General features: G+C 34.8%; 13 protein-coding genes. 3 read left to right on the top strand and 10 right to left on the bottom strand.

All coding sequences use genetic code 11. From position 1 onward, the window contains the following. Positions 1–4: 4 nt before the first annotated feature. Entirely contained in the window at positions 5–844 is an 840-nt protein-coding gene (gene purU / locus DUT68_RS10700) for a formyltetrahydrofolate deformylase (protein WP_113638193.1), read from the bottom strand. A gap of 154 nt (positions 845–998) precedes the next feature. On the opposite strand from purU, the gene DUT68_RS10695 reads away from it, so the two are divergent. Further along, entirely contained in the window at positions 999–2,282 is a 1,284-nt protein-coding gene (locus tag DUT68_RS10695; protein ID WP_113638192.1) for a DNA recombination protein RmuC, read from the top strand. Here DUT68_RS10695 and DUT68_RS10690 read toward each other — a convergent pair. The 4 genes from DUT68_RS10690 to nadA all read right to left on the bottom strand — a co-directional run bounded on the left by DUT68_RS10690 (position 2,277) and on the right by nadA (position 7,203). Next, positions 2,277–3,524 carry a glycosyltransferase family protein gene (locus DUT68_RS10690; RefSeq protein WP_157960839.1) on the bottom strand — a complete coding sequence of 416 codons (1,248 nt, stop codon included), beginning with the start codon at positions 3,522–3,524 and terminating at the stop codon, positions 2,277–2,279. The two genes, DUT68_RS10695 and DUT68_RS10690, sit on opposite strands and share 6 nt — an antisense overlap. 88 nt (positions 3,525–3,612) lie before the next feature. Then, positions 3,613–4,656: a thiamine-phosphate kinase gene (gene thiL / locus DUT68_RS10685; RefSeq protein ID WP_113638190.1), complete on the bottom strand. Its 1,044-nt coding sequence runs from the start codon at positions 4,654–4,656 to the stop codon at positions 3,613–3,615. Next, a complete protein-coding gene (locus tag DUT68_RS10680) occupies positions 4,656–6,209 on the bottom strand; it encodes a S41 family peptidase (RefSeq protein ID WP_113638189.1) in 1,554 nt (517 codons plus the stop codon). Before DUT68_RS10680 ends, thiL begins: the two co-directional genes overlap by 1 nt. Before the next feature lies 1 nt (position 6,210). After that, complete coding sequence (gene nadA / locus DUT68_RS10675) at positions 6,211–7,203, bottom strand: quinolinate synthase NadA (RefSeq protein WP_237088314.1); 993 nt, start codon at positions 7,201–7,203, stop codon at positions 6,211–6,213. A 508-nt stretch (positions 7,204–7,711) separates the two neighbouring features. On the opposite strand from nadA, the gene nadB reads away from it, so the two are divergent. Together nadB and DUT68_RS10665 are read left to right on the top strand one after the other, a co-directional pair. Beyond that, positions 7,712–9,298: an L-aspartate oxidase gene (gene nadB, locus DUT68_RS10670; RefSeq protein WP_113638187.1), complete on the top strand. Its 1,587-nt coding sequence runs from the start codon at positions 7,712–7,714 to the stop codon at positions 9,296–9,298. A gap of 39 nt (positions 9,299–9,337) precedes the next feature. Then, on the top strand, positions 9,338–9,847 hold the full coding sequence (locus DUT68_RS10665) for a gamma carbonic anhydrase family protein (RefSeq protein WP_113638186.1): 510 nt from the start codon (positions 9,338–9,340) through the stop codon (positions 9,845–9,847). Positions 9,848–9,850: 3 nt separating this feature from the next. Here DUT68_RS10665 and DUT68_RS10660 read toward each other — a convergent pair whose 3' ends face one another. The 5 genes from DUT68_RS10660 to DUT68_RS10640 all read right to left on the bottom strand — a co-directional run bounded on the left by DUT68_RS10660 (position 9,851) and on the right by DUT68_RS10640 (position 17,217). Beyond that, positions 9,851–11,581: an Ig-like domain-containing domain gene (locus DUT68_RS10660; protein WP_113638185.1), complete on the bottom strand. Its 1,731-nt coding sequence runs from the start codon at positions 11,579–11,581 to the stop codon at positions 9,851–9,853. Between the two features lie 121 nt (positions 11,582–11,702). After that, positions 11,703–13,565 carry a tRNA uridine-5-carboxymethylaminomethyl(34) synthesis enzyme MnmG gene (gene mnmG / locus DUT68_RS10655; protein ID WP_113638184.1) on the bottom strand — a complete coding sequence of 621 codons (1,863 nt, stop codon included), beginning with the start codon at positions 13,563–13,565 and terminating at the stop codon, positions 11,703–11,705. 84 nt (positions 13,566–13,649) lie between these two features. Continuing rightward, positions 13,650–15,518, bottom strand: a complete 1,869-nt coding sequence (locus DUT68_RS10650) for an ABC-F family ATP-binding cassette domain-containing protein (RefSeq protein WP_113638183.1) — start codon at positions 15,516–15,518, stop codon at positions 13,650–13,652. A 220-nt stretch (positions 15,519–15,738) separates the two neighbouring features. Then, positions 15,739–16,425, bottom strand: a complete 687-nt coding sequence (locus DUT68_RS10645; RefSeq protein ID WP_113638182.1) for an MCP four helix bundle domain-containing protein — start codon at positions 16,423–16,425, stop codon at positions 15,739–15,741. Between the two features lie 159 nt (positions 16,426–16,584). Then, entirely contained in the window at positions 16,585–17,217 is a 633-nt protein-coding gene (locus tag DUT68_RS10640; RefSeq protein WP_113638181.1) for a GIN domain-containing protein, read from the bottom strand. Positions 17,218–17,327 lie beyond the last annotated feature (110 nt).

The raw sequence follows: 17,327 nt of genomic DNA, 5'->3' as shown, positions 1-17,327 counted from the left end.
CTATTTATTCAAAAACCACCGTTTTATTGCCTACTACAAAAACCCTATCATCAAAAACTAATTCTAGCGCCTTGCTTAACACCGATTTTTCAATTTCTCTTCCTGCAATAGCCATTTGCTTTGCATCATAGGTATGGTTTACATGAATAGTTTGTTGGTTGATAATTGGTCCTTCATCCAAATCATCGGTAACAAAGTGTGCAGTGGCGCCTATAATTTTAACACCTCGTTTAAATGCCTGCTGGTACGGACTAGCTCCAATAAACGCCGGTAAAAACGAGTGATGGATATTGATAATTTTATGCTTGTATTTGGCTACAAATTTAGGAGAAATAATACGCATAAACTTGGCTAAAACAATGTAATCCAGCTCATATTGATCCAATTTGCTGATGATTGCTTTTTCGAAATCACTTTTAGATAAATCTTGGTGCGAAACATAGTGAAAAGGAACATCTAATTTTTCAGATAATTCCCTCAATTTTTCATAATTGCCTATAACGCATTTTACTTCTGCCCCTAAAGTCTTAAAATAATTTCTAATCAAGATATCCGATAGGCAATGAAACTCTTTAGTGACCAATACCGCAATTCTTTTCTGCGCTTTTGGCACTACGGATACCAGCGCATTTGCTGGCAAAGTATCGCTTAGTTCCGAGCTCAACTGAGCTAAATCTGTATTACTGGCATTGCAGGATATCCTAGCAAAAAATCGTTGTTCTTCTTCGTCTACAAATTCTCGCATAGCGATAATATTAAGCTGATGCCTTGCTAAAATTCTAGTAATGTTAGCTACCAAGCCTACCTCATCCTTACACTGTATTAAAACTAAAAGCTTATCCATGTGCTAAATATAGTATTTACTTGTAAAGAATATAGCTAGCACTAATTATTTCGTTATTTTGCTATGGTTTGCCGCAGATGCACGGCTATCTAATTAAATCTATTTACCAAAACTTAAAAAATAGCGGTGCATCTGTAGCTAAAATATTATCATTATGGAAATTGCTATTGTTGCACTACTGGCTATCATTATTATTTTTTTAGTGGTTTTACTTACTAAAAAAAACAATAAGCCTAATGAACAGGAAATGTTTTCTATTGGCTTTTTAAAGGATGAAAACCAAAAACTACAACAGGAAATTACACAGCTAAGGGCTAGTTACATTAACGAAAATAACCGTGCTACCAGGGCCGAAGAAAATTTGAAGGCACAGCGAGAAACTGCACTAAAGCAACAGCAAAATTTGGAGGAGCTCCAGCAGAAATTCAATTTGGAGTTTGCCCATATCGCCAACAAAATATTAGATGAAAAATCTGCTAAGTTTACGGCTCAAAACCAAAGCAATTTAGATCAAATTATTAATCCACTAAAGGAAAATATCAAAGCATTTGAGGAAAAAGTAGAAAAGGTTTATCAAACTGAAGCCGCTGAAAGAAGCCAGTTAAAAGGCGTTATTTTTCAATTGATGGACCAAAGCAAACAAATACAAACGGATGCCAATAACCTTACAAAAGCTTTAAAGGGCGATAACAAAAAACAAGGGAGCTGGGGCGAAATTATCCTGGAACGTGTGTTGGAAACATCCGGATTAGTTAAAGGACGAGAATATAGCATTCAGAAAAGCCATAGCAAAGCCGAGGGCGAAAGATTACAGCCAGACGTAGTAATTAACCTACCCGATGATAAAAACTTGATTATAGACGCTAAAATTTCGTTGGTAGCTTATGAAAGATGGGTAACAGCTGAAACAGAAGACGAAAAAAATATCTTCCTCAAACAACATTTGCTATCTATTAAAAATCACATCGATGGTTTATCTTCAAAAAACTACCAGCATCTGTATGCCATCAACTCACCTGATTTTGTGTTGCTATTTGTACCTATAGAAGCCTCTTTTAGTGTAACCATACAGGCAGATACGGAGCTTTTTAATTACGCTTGGAACAAGAAAGTGGTACTGGTTAGTCCAACAACATTGCTGGCTACTTTACGCACCATTGCCAGCATTTGGAAAATAGATAGACAAAACAAAAATGTTTTTGAAATAGCTGAAGAAGCAGGCGCTTTGTACGATAAGTTTGTGGGTTTTTTGGATGATATGTTAAAAATAGGAAAGCACATTGAACAAACCCAAAAAGCTCATGACGATGCATTTAAAAAGCTACAATATGGGTCAGGAAATTTAATTGGAAAAGTAGAGAAAATTAAAAAACTTGGTGCAAAAACAAAGGCTAATAAGCAAATAGATAGCAGATTTTTAGAAGATGATGACTTATAGTTTATCAATGAGTTTCAGCAATTTTTCTTCTTGCCCTTGTCTGCTCAGCTCGTAAAGTTCCGCTTCAGTTCTTTCAACTCTAGCGGGTTTGTTTTGAAAATGGTTATCTATACTTTGCTTTAGAAATTGAATGATATCGTTTTCATTTTCGCAGATATAGCCAGCTTGGTATCGTTTAATGCTCTCTTCTAAATCGCCATCATCATTTACCGGTAAGAGAATTGGCTTTTGAAAGGCCAAATATTCGTATTGTTTGGTAGTGATGATTTCTTTCCTATTACCATATTTCAAGTGAAAAAACATTGCAGCACTATACAATTCGGTGTAAACCTGTTCAATAGGCATTTTCTGACTAACTTGAACGTAGGGTTCTAAATGGTAATGTCTAATAATTTCTTTCAACCTTAACGACTCGCCAGTACCTACAAACTTTACCTGAAAATATTGTGGTTGAATTACATGTAAATCTATCAATTTCCTAATAGCCTTAAAAAAAGTAGTATCTTCTAACTGATCATTGTAAACAGTACCCAAATAAATTAACTTAAAAGTATAAGGATGATGTTTGATTAGGTTGAAATTAATTTTTTTAAAATCGAAGCCGTTTCTAATTACTTCTATTTGGTCCCTATATTTTTCCGGAAATAAGTTGCGGATGGATGCAGAAATGGTCACAATTAAATCTGCAGCTTTTAAATTTCGAAGCTCATTTCGCTTCAGGAACCGTTTTCTCAAAAAAGACAGTATTTTATTATCTTCTATTTGTTGATAACCAAATACCCCAGGATCGCGATAATCCAGTATCAGTTTACAACCAAATTCCTGCTTTAAGGCATAACCCAAATTGTGAATTGCTAATGAGGGAAAGGAAACTAAAATGATATCCTCTTTGGTGAGATTGATGTTAGTTTTTTTCTTGTACTTGTCAAACTCTCTACCAAGATCAAATATTTCTTTTCCTGTAACCGAATAATAGCAGGCTAATAAAAACTTAGCTGCTACCCTTCTTCCACTTTCTATCAGGCCTTTGTAGAGGTTGTGAAAAAAACCTGGAGCATAGCTCATAGGTATCTCTATCAAATTACCTTTAATTTTAATAGGTCTTTCGGCTTTGTTCCTATTGCCGTATACAAAATGTACTTCGTAGGAATTGGAAAGATATTCGGCCATGCTCAACAGCCTATTAAAACCGGTTTGATAAGTTTCCCTACCATGATAAGAAAATACAAATATTCTCTTCAATAGCTTTTTTGTTTAGAGCAGCAATATATAGAATAAGCTCAATATAAGCTAACCAAAAGATATGAAAGTGAATTTTAACTTAATGAAACTAATTTTTTTTGAATGCGTTCCAACCTTGCGCTTTCAACTCATGCACTACATCAGATTTAGAAATCATTTTAATACCAGAATTTTTATCGGTAATGTGGCCAATGATACTGATATCTACATCATTTTTAATCTTATCATAATCAGCTTGTTTTATCGTAAAAAGCAACTCGTAATCTTCGCCGCCATTTAATGCACAAACTGTTGGATCTAAACCTATCTCTCTCGCTGTTTCGTAAGTTACTGGATCAATAGGCAATTTATCTTCGTAAATGGTACAACCTTTATCGCTTTGTGTAGTAAGATGTAAAATCTCTGAAGCTAGCCCGTCAGAAACATCTATCATCGCCGTAGGTTTTATCTTTAGCTGAGCCAATAAATCAACTACGTCTCTTCTACCCTCTGGCTTTAACTGGCGCTCAATAATGTAGTCTTTTCCTTCTAAATCGGGCTGTACTTGCGGGTTTTCCAAGAAGATTTGCTTTTCTCTTTCTAAGATCTGTAAACCTACATAAGCCCCACCCAAATCACCAGATACACATAGCAAATCGCCTTCTTGAGCACCATTTCTGTAAGTTACATCCGCTTTATCAGCGTAACCAATGCTGGTAATGCTAATTACTAACCCTTGCCTGCTAGCTGAGGTATCCCCACCAATTAAATCGATATTAAATTTATTGCAAGCCAGCTCAATACCTTTGTAAATTTCTTCTATCGCTTCCAAAGGAAATTTAGAAGATACGCCTAACGATACCGTAATTTGAGTGGCAATGCCATTCATTGCGTAAATATCACTCAAATTTACTTGAACTGCTTTGTAACCCAAATGCATTAAGGGAACGTAGGATAAATCAAAATGAATGCCTTCTAACAATAAATCGGTAGAAATTAAAGTTTGCTTATCCTTGAAATCCAATACAGCAGCATCATCTCCCACACCTTTTACAGAACTTTCATGCTTGATTTTGAAATTATCTGTTAAGTGTTTAATCAAACCAAATTCTCCTAATTCTTCTAATGAAGTACGCTCTTTATTTTCGAACATTATCCTTTTCCTTTAATATCTGTTAAAATCCATTGCAATTCTCTATCGTAATTGCTTATTCTATCTTTTAAGGTCGATTGTATTTCTACATCGGGGAAAACACCCCTCCCGTAAAGCTCTTGTTGATAAACTGGAGCCATTCTGTTTAATCCAAGCCTTAAACCTAATTTACTATTTTTTAGTGTAACTACCGGAATGCGTCCAGCAGTGCACTGATTGGCTCCACCGCCCGTTTCGGTACCTACAAATGTGGCCCGTTTAATGGCTTTTAAATTAGCGCTCAATAGTGATGAGGCCGAAAAACTAAACTCATTAATTAGTACATAAACTTTGCCTTTATAGTTATTTTTATTAGGCTTTTGTGCCGTATAACCTTTCATAAAAGAAAAGAAATGTCCTTCTTTATCTTCATATAAATTTCCATTATCGTTAAAAGAAGTGAGATAGTATCTCAATTTTTTCAAGCCTGTTGCATACTTATCCGCACTAAAATTACCTGTATTAATGGGTGTAGACAAGTACACAAATTCTTTATCAGTTAGGTAAGCAAATAAAGCTAAGCTAGCGCTTAGGGTTCCACCGGGATTATTTCTAATATCAATCACTAAATTTTTACTTTTCGCTAATGCTATGCTATCAAAGCACTGCTTATAAAAAGCCGGAAAATTTGCGGTAGGTACCGAAAAGCTTTTGATTTTGATATACGCTACATCTTTACTTTGATCTAAAAACTTAAAGTCGAGCTCATATTCATTATTAACTTTATTTCCCCGATATTTTAAGTTCTTAACAGGATTTTTCGTGTTAGCTTTAACAATTTTTTTTGCAGTATCTAGCTTCTTTTTGTCTGCGTCATCTTTCTTTTTGTCGTAAAAAGAAATAAAAGTTTCTACCGCATTTGTATCAGTTTTGTACTTGATCAATACGCTATCCTTCTCCTCGAAATAAATTTTATAAAGTTGTGGGAAAGATCGCTCGATACGCTTATTCCTGGGCTGAACATTATAACCATCGTAACTAAATCCTGTGGAAACAATGTTGAATATATCTCTAACAGGCCTACTGTCTATCTCTAAAATTTCAGTGCCTGTTTTAATGCTTTTGTTTTTACTCTTATTGTTAATCACAATTAATTTTTCCTCCGCTACTGCGTAGGAAAATTGCCTTAATGGATAAATTTTATTCTTTATCGCTTCTTTTTCTAATTTATCCACAGGGTTTGCCGATGGAATGCGCAAAGTGGTATGACCACACCTAATTGCAGCCACCACTGGAGCTAATTTTTGATAAAATTGTACAGTGGTAAGTGGTTGGTTAATTGATTTTTTTAAACTATCAAACTTTTGATCCAACTGTTTTTTACTGATATACCAGTAAAGCCCCGGATGCCCATCCTTCAAAATTTGATAAGTTAAATCAACATCCTGCTGCAACGCTGTAATGCTGTGCTTTTTTTCAGTAATGGCGAAGTTTTGCTGCTTAACGGATGAACAAGCCATTAAACAAACCATAGTTATCAACACCAAATTTCTATAAAAAAGCGTTTTTATCATCTTACAATCCCAATTTTGCCGAAATTTCTAACATTCTCTCAATTGGTTTTCTAGCATCGTCAATAATATGAGCTGGTACAGTAACCTCAGGCATTCCGTTCTTAATGCACAAATAAAGTTTTTCTAGCGTATTTCGTTTCATGTACGGACAATCGTTACAAGCGCAAGCATTGGTTGGTGGCGCTGGTATAAAAGTTTTATCCGGGCAAGCCTTCTCCATTTGGTGGATAATACCGCTTTCGGTAGCCACTATAAACTCTTTTGCATCGCTATTGATGGTATATTTCAATAAACCGGTGGTAGATCCAATGTAATCTGCCATTTGTAATACCGCTTCTTCACACTCTGGATGTGCAATAAACTTTGCATTTGGATGGCGTTCTTTTAACTTGGTAATTTTCTCTCTCGAAAAAATTTCGTGTACCATACACGCTCCATTCCACAACACTAAATCTCTTCCTGTTTTTTTCGCTACGTAAGCACCTAGGTTTTTATCCGGCCCGAAAATGATTTTTTGATCTTTAGGCAGGCTTTCCACAATTTGTACGGCATTTGTTGAGGTACAAACAATATCGCTTAGCGCCTTTAGCTCTGCAGTACAGTTTACGTAGGTAATCACCAGGTGATCTGGATATTTTTCCTTGAATTTTTTAAACAAATGTGGTGGACAACTATCTGCTAACGAACATCCGGCTTTTAAATCTGGCAATAAAACTTTCTTTTGCGGCGATAAAATTTTTGCTGTTTCGGCCATAAAATGTACACCAGCAAATACAATCACATCAGCTTCTGTTTTTGCAGCTTCTTGCGAGAGACCTAAACTATCGCCTATGTAATCTGCAATATCTTGAATATCAGGTTCTTGATAATAATGCGCTAAAATGATGGCATTTTTTTCCTTTTTTAAACGCTCTATTTCCGCAAATAAATCTAATGTTGGATCTATTTTTTCTTCTACGTAACCTTTTCTATTGAGTTCTTCTAAAATTTCCATTATCATCATTTTTAGCAACAAATGCTTTTAGAAAGGCATTGAAGCGTTTTTAAAATGGGCTTTAATTTTTTGTAAAGATACACAGCTTTAAACGCTCCTACAACGCTATCAACATCTCAAAAAAATATAATTTAATTATTTAAATAGAATCTTATTCTTTATTAGTGTGTTGAAAGTGTGAAAAAAGTATTGCTTAAAAATTTTGTGAAGTGAGTTTTCCTTTACTTACCAACATTTTTGATGTGTTTTTATTTTAATCTTCCATTGAAAATCAATGAGATATTTTTTTGACGATTAAATTATCAATAGCTAAATGTTTATTGTTAATTATGTTGTTAAAAGTTGATAACCTAGGTAAAGGTGCTTAAAAATTATGTAAAAGATTGTTACGAATTTGCCTTTTTAGCTTAGCTTTAAACATTCAAATATATTTGTTAGGATAATTTGTACATTCAATTCACAGGGTTGTTAAGGTTATCAACATACTTGTTATATATAGCTTAATTTAATGAAGAAAGTTGATTTTTTAGTAATAGGATCTGGGATAGCTGGACTTAGTTTTGCACTTAAGGCTGCCAAATATGGTAAAGTGTTGATAGTCACTAAATCTAACGAAGATGAATCCAATACCAAGTATGCACAAGGAGGTGTAGCGGTAGTTGTGGATAAAGAAGATTCCTTTGAAAAACACATCAAGGATACATTAATTGCAGGTGATGGTTTATGTGATGAGGAAATTGTGGAAATCGTTGTGAAAGAAGGGCCGGAGCGCATCCAGGAGATTATTGATTACGGTATTAATTTCGATAAAAATCCAGCTGGAGTGTTTGATTTAGCAAAGGAGGGAGGCCATTCGGAGCATAGGGTGCTACATTATAAGGACATTACTGGCTACGAAATAGAAAGTGTGCTATTGAAGCAAATTCATCAAAATGATAACATCGAGATATTAACACACTACTTCTGTTTGGAGCTAATCACCCAGCATCACTTGGGAAAACATGTGGATAAGAGTAGTAGAGATATCAACTGTTACGGTATATATGCCTTTAATACAGAGGATAACAATGTGGAAAAGATATTAGCGAGTGTAACCGTGATGGCAAGCGGCGGTGCTGGGCACATTTACGCCAATACTACCAATCCAGTAATTGCCACTGGTGATGGAATGGCAATGGTATATCGTGCTAAAGGAAAAATTAGAAATATGGAGTTTATTCAGTTTCATCCAACAGCGTTATACAACCCTGGCGAATACCCATCTTTTTTAATATCTGAAGCAGTGAGAGGTTTCGGTGGTGTGTTACGCCGGAGAACGGGAGAGGAGTTCATGTACGAATATGATGAACGTGGATCTTTAGCGCCGAGAGATATTGTTGCCCGTGCTATTGATAATGAAATGAAGAAATCGGGCGATGATTTTGTGTATTTGGATATCACCATGCGTAAGAAAGCTGATATTTTGAAGCATTTTCCTAACATTTATGCCAAATGCCTTTCCATAGGTATTGATATGACCAAAGATTATATTCCAGTTACCCCAGCATGTCATTATATGTGTGGTGGCATATTGGTTGATGAGTATGGAAAGTCGTCTATCAACAATTTGTATGCCTGTGGCGAAGTTTCATCAACAGGTTTACATGGTGCTAACCGATTGGCTTCTAACTCGTTACTTGAGGCTACTGTTTTTGCACATCGTATATTTTTATCAGCGATTGAGAGTTATCAACATAATGTTATCCCAGATGATATCCCGGAGTGGGACGATCAAGGCGTAATTCAATCTAATGAAGATATTTTGGTTACGCACAATTTAAGGGAAACCCAGAAAATAATGAGCGACTACGTGGGTATTGTTAGATCTGATTTTAGGTTAGATAGGGCAATGCGCAGGCTTTATTTATTGTATGAAGAAACTGAGGAGTTTTACAAGAAAAATAAGGTTTCAGTGAAACTTTGTGAATTAAGAAATGTAATTCAGGTGGCTTACTTAGTGATAAAATCTGCGGTGCAGCGTAAAGAAAGTAGGGGATTGCATTATACTACGGATTATCCGCAACACGCAAATGAATTAGTTGACACTATAATTTAATTCTAAATCATAAGTTTTACACTTCAATACTCATATCTCATGTCTATTATATTACCGGTAAAAGGGATTAATCCCGAATTTGGAAACGATTGTTTTATAGCACCAAACGCGACTATAGTTGGTGATGTTAAAATGGGAAATAAATGTTCGGTATGGTTTAACGCTGTAGTTAGGGGAGATGTAAATAGCATTACAGTAGGCGATGAGAGTAACATACAGGATGGTGCAGTAATTCATGCTACTTATTTAAAGGCGGCTACGGTAATCGGAAATAGGGTTAACATAGGGCATAATGCCATTGTACACGGCTGTATTGTGAAAGATAATGTACTTATTGGAATGGGCGCTATTGTAATGGATCATGCTGTAGTAAATGAATTTTGCATTATAGCAGCTGGATCAGTGGTGCTAGAAAATACCATTTGCGAAAGCGGATATATTTACGCTGGCACTCCGGCAAAAAAAATAAAGCCCATTACTGAAGAGCAAAGGGCTTTATTGAATAAGTTACCGGATAATTATATCATGTATTCGGATTGGTTTAAGTAGACTCTAATTTCTACCCATTCCTAAGCCACCGGTAGGTCTAGTATTTGGTGTAGCTGCTTTTCTAACTTCTACTTTTTCCTTTGGTTTTGGACTTGGTAAAGGTGCATTTGCAGGAATTTGAACTATTTCATTTCTATCCCAGTTGGCTCTAATTGAAAGCTCTTTTGGATAGTACCAAATAGCTTCTGGTTGTGTGCCTTGCTTAACATTACCGGTGTCCCAAATACCATTTTTATTTTCGTCATAAACAAGTCTACCATAGTAAATACCTTGTTTATAGTTTGCTAATTTCACCTTAGTTTTTTGCGAAATTGGGAACGAAATCAAGGCATTTTTATTTTTGTCTACTATCTCTAAAATATATGATTTTGTACTGTCTGATGGTTCAACAGCTAAGGTAAGTGATCCAAATTCATTTGCATCAGCTAAGGTAAAGTTGCGTTTCAGTTCTTTGTTTTTTGCATCAAAAATAGCAGTTATAGCACCCTCTCTAAGCAATAAAATATATTCTTCTTTTGCTCTCCATTTGTATTTAATGTAGTATTTGGTGATGTCTGTGCTATCTTTTACTAAGCTAAATTTTCTTGGAATGCTATCTTCTAGCAGGATAATTTTACTTTCATCTATATTTTTTATCGGAAAGTTGAAGGTTAAACTCAAATCCTTGTAGGGATTTAGGGTTCCGCCTTCTAAATTATCTGTAAAAGTCACCGCTCTGTTGTAAGTTTCTCTTTTTGATCTACTAAATTTGACTGTATCAAGTGCTTTTCCACTATTTTTAACCGCAACTTTTACAGAATCAAAACTTAAATCATTAAGCCAAAGCGTTACACTGTCTTTATGTTTCGAAAATTGAAATTGTTTTCCTTGGTCAACGTTAGGAGGGAAGATCACACTTAAATCTCCAGTTTTTAAGGGTTGGTTAAAGCTCATAAATATGCTACCATCCGGGTTAAGCCTTTTGTCTAACGTTCTGAAAATTGGCGCATTTTCTTTAAAAACTGATAGATGGATGCTATCTATGTTTTTATCTATCACTAAAGGATTTTTAAGAAAGGCAATTTCGTCTGTGGCTTGTTGGTAAATTTTATCTCCACCACCTTTTTGTTCTTTTAATGCATAAATTTTATAGGTGTCTTTGCGGAGATTATTTAATTTGAAGTTCCCGCTGCTATCAGTTAATGTAAAAATTGCTGGACGTTTTTTTCCAAATAGACTGTCTCTAGATAAAGGAATGATGAAAACAGTACTTTCAATTTCCGCTTCTCCGGTAAGTGCATTTGTTACGTTGCCACTAATACTTAACGAATCTAAGGTTGGTCCGGTAGAAAATACGTAGCTGAAATTTTTCAATTCGTTATTTTCATTTAGATCTACAATTGACTTTCCAAAATTTAAAGTGTATGTAGTATTTTTTTCCAAAGAATCTGGAAGGGTAATTTCCAATCTTTTAAGTTTTGCTTTTAACTCAGGAGCTTTTTCCAATTCTGGAGAAATTGAAAATTCTTTGTACTCATTGTTGAGTTTGATATACTCGTCAAATTCAATTACTATTTTTTTAGCTTTAAAATTAGTACTTAAATTTTCGGGTACCATTTTTAAAACTTTAGGAGGAGTGGTGTCTCGTGGACCTCCCTCTGGAGTTTTCATAGCAGCACAGCCGTATAATACTAAAACTCCCACTAAAACCGCGTAAATAATAGCGATAAAATTGAATTTGCTTTTTTTAATCATTTATAAGCGATTTAATCAATTTTTACTTTTTTTGGATTAACAACATTAAAATTTTGAGTTATTGCTTTATATCGCTTTATTTTAAGTCGTTATTTTTATTTTATAAGTTATTGATTTTTAATTATTTAGCGATATGAATCATTAAAACTGAAATATCTGATGGTGATACACCAGAAATTCTTGATGCTTGCCCCAAAGTACGTGGCTTAATCTTTAATAATTTTTCTCTCGCTTCTTTTGATAAAGATACTAAAGTATTGTAATCGAAATCCGGATTAATTGCTTTGTCTTCCATCTTCTGCATTTTAGCCACAATCTCTTGTTCTTTTTCAAAATAGCTTTCGTACTTAATTTTTATCTCAGCTTGCTCAACTGTCTCTTGGTTGAAAGTATTTAACAGACTATTTAATGGTTCACTAACTTTTCTTAAATCAGAAGTGTTAACCTGCGGCCTACTTAATACATTAAATAGTTTAACATTTTGCGTTAGGGGAGAGGTACCTAGTTCTTCCATCAAAGGATTGGCATCTGTCATATCAATACCTTGCTTTTTGGTGAACGCCACAATCTCATCTGAATTTCTAATTTTTTCATTCACTATAGCTAGGCGCTCATCGCTCACTAAGCCTAGGTCATGAGCAATTGGAGTCAATCGAATATCAGCATTATCCTGTCTCAGTAATAACCTATGCTCAGCTCTTGAAGTAAACATGCGGTAAGGTTCTTCAGTTCCTTTAGTAACTAAATCATCAATTAATACGCCTATATATGACTCAGAGCGCTTCATGATCAGCTCATGCTGGTCATTGATTTTTTGATGCGCATTAATTCCGGCTATAAAACCCTGACTAGCAGCTTCTTCATAGCCTGTGGTGCCGTTAATTTGGCCGGCGAAGAACAAATTACTAATCAATTTGGTTTCCAAGGTTAATGAGAGCTGGGTAGGAGGGAAGTAATCATATTCGATGGCATATCCTGGCCTAAACATCTTCGCATTTTCAAATCCCGGAATTTGAGTTAACGCTTTATATTGAACGTCTTCAGGCAATGAAGTTGAAAAACCATTAACATAAATTTCACAAGTATTCCAACCTTCTGGTTCAACGAAAATTTGATGACGTTCACGTTCTGCAAACCTATTAATTTTATCTTCTATTGATGGGCAGTAACGTGGACCTAAACCTTTGATTCTTCCAGTAAACATTGGAGATTTTTCAAAACCCTCTTTCAATGTTTCATGAACTTTTTCATTGGTATAAGTAATCCAGCAGCACCGCTGATCAGTTGGTAGTTCAACATTCGTATAGGAAAATCTGCCTCTTTCTTCATCCCCCCACTGCTCTTCCATTAGGCTGTAAGTTAATGATCGGCCATCAATCCTTGGTGGTGTTCCAGTTTTCATTCTTCCAGCTTCAAAACCTAGTTCAGTCAGTTGTTCCGTTAGTCCAGTAGCCGATTTTTCACCGGTGCGTCCGCCTCCCATTTTTTTCTCGCCAATATGGATTACACCATTAAGAAAAGTACCGTTGGTTAAAACCACAGATTTTGCTTTTATCTCGACACCTAAGTTAGTTTTCACACCAACGACAGTATTATTTTTCACGATAAGCGAACTTACCATCTCCTGCCAAAAGTCTATATTCGGCGTTCTTTCTAAAGCAAGCCTCCATTCTTCCGCAAACCTTTTTCTATCGTTTTGCGTTCTAGGACTCCACATGGCTGGCCCTTTAGATTTATTTAGCATGCGGAATTGAATGGTAGTTTTATCAGCAATAATACCGGAATATCCTCCCATGGCGTCAATTTCTCTTACAATTTGGCCTTTTGCTACACCACCCATTGCAGGGTTACAACTCATTTGCGCAATTGTTTCCATATTCATGGTAATCAGTAATACTGAAGAACCAAGGTTGGCTGCAGCGGCAGCGGCTTCGCAACCAGCATGACCAGCGCCTACAACAATAACGTCGTACTCTTTAAACATATTTACTATTATTTATCTCTTGTTTCACGTGAAACAAGAGATGTTTTTATTATTCTTTTTATATTGTTTCACGTGAAACAATTGTTATTTTTCTGAAAGTTCCATCCATCTTTCCATTTTAGATTCGATGGATTTATTTAAATTCTCAATTTCATCAGATAGTTGTTGTATTTTAACGTAATCTGATGGGTCAATGTTATTTAACTCTAATGTTAAAACCTTAAGCTTTTCTTCGCTTTCCGCTAATGATTCTTCAAGATTTTTAAACTCTTGTTGTTCTTTAAAACTTAATTTGCTAGCTGTACTTTTGTTATTCGAAGTATTAGTGCTTGCGTCTTGTTTTTGTTTTTTAGCGGCGTTTTCTTTTTCCAATTCTAAGCTATTTCTGTGTTCAGAATAGTTTCCGTTAAAGATCTTAACGTTTCCATTTCCTTCCATAATAAATAATTGATCACTCATTTTGTCCAACAAATATCTATCATGTGAAACAAGCATTAATATGCCAGGAAAGTTTTCTAAAAATTCTTCTAACACATTTAAAGTATCAATATCCAAATCATTAGTGGGCTCATCCAATATTAAAAAATTCGGATTTTGCATTAATACCTTCATTAAATGCAAACGTTTCTTTTCTCCACCACTCAATTTTTCAACTAAGCCATGCTGTTTTTTCGGAGGAAATAAAAATAAAGTCAGTAGGGCAGAAGCAGAAATTGTTTGACCATCGGCCATTTTAATATATTCAGCATCGGCCTTAACAATATCAATTACTCTCTCTTTTTCATTAAAAGCAAGACCTCCTTGTTTGTAATAGCCGAATTTCGTTGTCTCACCTAAATCAACTTTACCTTTTAATGGAGATAAGTTTCCAGTAATGATATTTAAAAGTGTTGATTTTCCAGTTCCATTTTTTCCAGCTAAACCAATTCTGTCACCTTTTTTAAACACATAACTAAAGTCATCAATAATAAGTTGCTCTTGAAATTGCTGATGGATATGATCTAGTTCAAGGATTTTATTTCCTTGTCTAGACATCTTTACATTTAATGTTACTTTTTGATGTTCGGATCTTTGCTTTGTTTTTTCATCCAAATCGTAAAATGCATCTATTCTCGCCTGTGACTTTGTAGTTCTTGCTTGTGGCATTCTACGCATCCACTCCAACTCTTTTTTTAATAAATTCTTGTTTTTTTGAAACGTTGCGTCATCTTGTGCTTCGCGTTCAGCTTTCTTTTCTAAAAAATAGGCATAGTTTCCGTTGTAAGTAAAAGTTTTTCCTCTATCTAATTCAACAATCGTATTGCAAACATTATCTAAAAAGTACCTATCATGGGTTACTAATAATAAAGTTTTAGCGCCTGTAGTTAGCAATTTTTCCAGCCACTCAATGGTATCAATATCCAAGTGGTTAGTAGGCTCATCTAAAACGTATATTGCCGGATCTTCAATTAATAATTTAGCTAATGCCAGTCGTTTTCGCTGACCACCTGATAAAGTATCTATTTTTTGCTGCAGTTGGTTAATGCCCATTCTGCTTAAAATAGTTTTAATCTGATGCTCATATTCCCAAGCATTATGCTCACTCAATTCTTCATATAAGCTATTGAGCTTCTTTTCATCAGGGTGTTCTTGTTCAATTAATTCTTCATATTCTTTTATCAGCTGTTGTTGTTTGTTTTCAGAAGAAAATATGAAGTCGCTAATGGTAGAATTATCGGGGAAACTTGGTTCTTGATCTAAAAATCCAATTTTAACAGACTTGTTCTTCACGATCTTACCCTCTAACGGAGCAAACCGTTCAGCCAATAGTTTCATCAAGGTGCTTTTTCCTGCTCCATTTACGCCAACTAAGGCTACACGCTGGCCGGCATTAATCCCTAATGTTAAATTTTTAAATAGCCATTCGTCATGATAGGCGTGGCCAAGCCCTTCTGCTGCAATTAATGTACTCAAGTTATGTTATACGATTATGTAAGTAAAAGCCATCCCCGAAAGGATGAATCATTAATAATTGGTTTATTCAACTATTATGAAAATTGTTGCAAAAGTACGGATTATTAGCTGTTTAAGCGTTTTATAGACGTACATTATTACTAAGCCTGATAAATAATTACCAAACTATGTTTTTAGCACAATAGGGCGGAGGTGATTTAATGAAGCAAATAAGTGTTCATTAATTGAGATTGTAATGATCGTTTCGAATATTCATTACGTTGGAAGCCGCCAAAATTGAGACAATTAAAACACCAATTACAATAGCAATTAATAGTTGTAAAGTGGAGTATAAGCTGGTGCCCCTAACTATTTTCTGTGATTCTTCTCTTAACTGGCTACCTACGGTTGTTTGCACTTTTGTAAGTTGCGAAAGTCGATCTGAAATATCTAAAAAAGAAGCTTCCATTTCACTGTTGTAAAGTATTTTTATTCCAGTTTTATCCGTTGGGGATGGATTTGATAAGATACTTTTTTCTAATGCTTTGTTTATCCTTATCTTATATTTTAATTCATTTAAGTAATTGCGTTCGTTAGTTACTAAAAAAGTTTTTTCATACTTAAACAATAAGGTGTCGATATCATTATTATAATTATTTAATTTAAGCTGAAGTTGGGCTGCGTTTAAATGATTTTGATCGTTATATACGTAAGCTTCTAGCAGGTATCTTTTTGCATAAAATTTCTCAGCAATATAGAAAAGGTCTGTAGCTGGCACCAACCTATCGTTGTATAAAGAAGTGAAGGCTTTTTCCATGTTTTTTATGCTTCTATCTTCCAGCAGCCTAATGAGGATGATACAAACCATAATTAAAAATAAAAGGACAGCAATTTTAGTTTTTTGCTTGAGCGAGTAAGCGAACTTCATATCTACAAATCTATAAATTTACAATATAGCCATTATTTTTAAATCTGCGGTTTTGGTACGTGAAGGATATAGGATTAGATCGAAGAATCCACAAAAAAAGCGGGCATCCACCCGCTTGATTAACTAAAACTAAACTAAATTTATATGTGAATATGAATTTTAAAAAATGGTTAATACGTCGTTTTCTGGAAGCTGATTATTGCTTACTTGTTGTTTAGCTACACCCATATTTTTAGATTGGATGTTGCTATTTTCCGACGTAAAGTTATTCATGTTGATAGCCGCAATTGTTCCGATAGTAGCGTTGTAATCGCTAGTATTTCCTGTTAAATTTAAAGCAGCACGGTCAACTACATTTGCTGATAAATCAACTGTGTTAGTGTTTAAGGTAGCTTTTGCTTCGTCCTTTAAGTTAACTGCTAGGCTAAGTGTATTAAATTTTCCTGAGGTTTTAACTGTTGCATTGTCGCTAACGTTAATTTCATTCAGTTGGCTAGCGTAAACTACTACAGTTAACGTTTCCTTGTTAAATGAGCTAATTCTAAGTTCGCCGTTTTTCTCTTGTACTAAAGCGTTGTTTGCATAGTAATTGTCGTACACTTGTACGCTTTGGTTAGCGCTTTGTACTAAAATTACTTCCACGTTGCCGGCAACGTTAAGTTTATTAAAATTTTTAACCTGACTAAGTATGGTTACTTTTTGATTTTCTTTAGCGCTTGCGAAAGAAGGAGCTGTAATTCCTAAACCTAAAGAGAGTACTGCTGCGAAAAGAGTTTTAATAGAAGTTTTCATATTGTGTGTTTTTTATGTCTGTAAATTATCTGTTTTTAAACTTGTTACATCTATAAGACTTTGAAACACGAAAAAGGTTGCATGCAATATGGTTGTATTATACCACCAAC

The sequence above is a fragment of the Pedobacter zeaxanthinifaciens genome (assembly GCF_003313335.1).
GTDB lineage: Bacteria > Bacteroidota > Bacteroidia > Sphingobacteriales > Sphingobacteriaceae > Pedobacter > Pedobacter zeaxanthinifaciens.
This window is presented reverse-complemented; position numbering and strand designations above follow the sequence as displayed.